The following is a 3,489-nucleotide window of genomic DNA, read 5'->3' as shown; positions in this document are numbered from 1 at the left end:
CACTGTTGCCGAGGGTGGGTCCATTGTTTACACCGCGACTCTGACCAATGCAGCCGGCACTCCAGTGACCGTGACTCTGAGCAACGGCGCGGTGATTACTATCGCTGCCGGTGCTACCACGGGCTCCGTCACCGTCGCAGCGCCTGCTGACGATGTGTACAAGGATGCGGGTAAAGTCGAAGTCACCATCAAGGATGCTGCTGGCGGCAACTTCGAGAGCCTGGTGCCGAGCACCACCCCGGCAGTGACCGATGTCACCGATACCATCGACACCAGCACTGTTTCGCTGACGGCAACGCCGTCCGTGGCTGAAGGCGGCGTTGTCGTTTACACCGCGTCCGTGACAGCCCCAGTGACTGGTTCGCCTGTAGTCGTCACTTTGTCCAACGGCCAGACCATCACCATTCCGGTAGGTGAATCCTCCGGCACTGTGAACTTCACCGCTCCAAACGATGCCCTGGCGGGCGGTAGCTCCCTGAGCACTACCATCACCGGCGCTACCGGCGGCAACTACGAGAAGCTGGATGTTGATAGCAAGCCAGCGGACACCTCGGTTACCGATACCCCGGACACCACCACTCTGAGCCTGACAGCGACTGATACTGTCGCCGAAGGCGGCTCGATCGTTTACACCGCGACCCTGACTAACGCCGCCGGCACGCCGGTAACCGTGACCCTGTCGAACGGCGCGATCATCACCATCGCAGCGGGCGCTACCACTGGTTCTGTCACCGTCGCCGCCCCTGCGGACGACGTTTACAAAGACGCTGGCAAGGTTGAAGTCAGCATCAAAGAGACTACTGGCGGCAACTTCGAGAACCTCGTTCCGAGCACTACCCCAGCTGTGACTGACGTCACCGATACCATCGATACCTCGACTGTTTCGCTGACCGCCACTCCGTCTGTAGCTGAAGGTGGCGTTGTCGTTTACACCGCGTCCGTGACAGCCCCAGTGACTGGTTCGCCTGTAGTCGTCACTTTGTCCAACGGCCAGACCATCACTATTCCTGTAGGTGAATCGTCCGGCACCGTGAACTTCACCGCGCCAAACGATGCCCTGGCGGGCGGTAGCTCCCTGAGCACCACCATCACCGGCGCTACCGGCGGCAACTACGAGAAGCTGGATGTTGATAGCAAACCGGCTGATACCTCGGTCACCGATACGCCAGATACCACCACCCTTAGCCTGACAGCGACTGACACTGTCGCTGAAGGCGGTTCGATCGTTTATACGGCCACCTTGACCAACGCCGCCGGTACGCCAGTCACCGTGACTCTGTCGAACGGTGCGGTAATCACCATCGCAGCCGGTGCGACCATAGGCTCTGTGACCGTCGCGGCTCCAGCCGATGACGTCTACAAAGATGCCGGTAAAGTCGAAGTCAGCATCAAGGATGCTGCAGGCGGTAACTTCGAAAACCTGGTACCAAGCACTACCCCAGCTGTGACTGATGTCACTGACACCATCGATACCTCGACCGTCAGCCTGACCGCGACTCCATCCGTGGCAGAAGGCGGCGTTGTCGTTTACACCGCGTCCGTGACCGCTCCAGTGACCGGTTCGCCGGTGGTGGTCACCCTGTCCAACGGCCAGACCATCACCATTCCGGTGGGCGAGTCGTCGGGCACCGTGAACTTCACCGCGCCAAACGACGCCCTGGCGGGCGGTAGCTCCCTGAGCACTACCATCACTGGCGCGACTGGCGGTAACTACGAAAAACTCGATGTCGACAGCAAGCCGGCCGACACCTCGGTGACCGATACCCCGGACACCACCAATCTGACCTTGAGCGCCACCGAAACCGTGGCTGAAGGTGGTTCGATCGTTTATACCGCGACCCTGACCAATGCGGCCGGAACGCCTGTGACGGTCACCTTGAGCAACGGCGCGGTGATCAACATCGCCGCTGGCGCAACCACGGGCTCCGTGACCGTGGCCGCACCGGCCGATGACGTTTACAAGGACGCGGGCAAGGTCGAAGCGACCATCAAGGACGCTACCGGCGGCAACTTTGAAAACCTGGTGCCAAGCACCACGCCTGCCGTCACCGATGTGACCGATACCATCGACACCTCGACCGTCAGCCTGACCGCAACCGCGACCGTCGCCGAAGGCGAAACCGTGGTCTACACCGCATCGGTCACTGCTCCAGTGACCGGCTCGCCGGTGGTCGTAACGCTGTCGAACGGCCAGACCATTACCATCCCGGTAGGTGAAAGCAGCGGGTCGGTGAACTTCGTTGCCCCGAACAGCCCGCTGGCCGGCGGCAGTTCCTTGAGCACCACCATCACCGGTGCGACTGGCGGTAACTACGAAAAACTCGATGTCGACAGCAAGCCTGCCGACACCTCGGTTACTGACACACCAGATACCACTACGCTCAGCCTGACAGCGACCGACACCGTCGCCGAGGGTGGTTCGATCGTTTACACCGCGACCCTCACCAACGCCGCGGGCACGCCAGTGACCGTGACTCTGAGCAATGGCGCGATCATCACCATCGCAGCTGGTGCGACCACAGGCTCCGTCACTGTCGCGGCGCCAGCTGATGATGTGTACAAGGACGCTGGCAAGGTCGAAGCGACTATCCAGGACGCCACCGGCGGCAACTTCGAGAATCTGGTGCCGAGCACCACTCCAGCCGTTACTGATGTCACCGATACCATCGACACTTCGACTGTTTCGCTGACCGCTACTCCATCTGTGGCTGAAGGCGGCGTTGTTGTTTACACCGCGTCCGTGACTGCTCCAGTCACCGGCTCGCCGGTGGTCGTCACCCTGTCGAATGGCCAGACCATCACTATTCCGGTTGGCGAATCGTCCGGTACCGTGAACTTCACCGCGCCAAACGATGCCCTGGCGGGCGGTAGTTCCCTGAGCACCACCATCACCGGCGCTACCGGCGGCAACTACGAGAAGCTGGATGTTGATAGCAAGCCAGCGGACACCTCGGTCACCGATACACCGGACACCACCACCCTCAGCCTGACTGCGACCGATACCGTCGCCGAGGGTGGGTCCATTGTTTACACCGCGACCCTGACTAACGCCGCGGGCACGCCGGTTACCGTGACTCTGTCGAACGGCGCGGTGATTACCATCGCCGCCGGCGCCACCACAGGTTCCGTGACCGTCGCAGCCCCGGCTGACGATGTGTACAAGGACGCGGGTAAAGTCGAAGTCAGCATCAAAGAGACTGCTGGCGGCAACTTCGAGAATCTGGTGCCAAGCACCACGCCAGCCGTTACCGATGTGACTGACACCATCGACACTTCGACTGTCAGCCTGACGGCAACTCCGTCCGTGGCTGAAGGCGGCACCGTGGTCTACACCGCGTCCGTGACAGCTCCGGTCACCGGCTCGCCAGTCGTGGTCACCCTGTCCAACGGCCAGACCATTACCATCCCGGTGGGTGAGTCTTCCGGTACTGTGAATTTCACGGCTCCGAACGATGCATTGGCAGGCGGTAGCTCTTTGAGCACCACCAT

General features: G+C 61.3%; 1 protein-coding gene. It reads left to right on the top strand.

Annotation, left to right across the window (positions count from 1 at the left end; genetic code table 11):
- Positions 1-3,489, top strand: a 3,489-nt coding sequence (locus tag J4D28_RS30295; RefSeq protein WP_404940541.1) for a beta strand repeat-containing protein, incomplete at both ends; no start/stop codon positions are given.

Source organism: Pseudomonas sp. GW531-T4 (genome assembly GCF_017349615.1).
Lineage (GTDB): Bacteria > Pseudomonadota > Gammaproteobacteria > Pseudomonadales > Pseudomonadaceae > Aquipseudomonas > Aquipseudomonas chlororaphis_I.
This window is presented reverse-complemented; position numbering and strand designations above follow the sequence as displayed.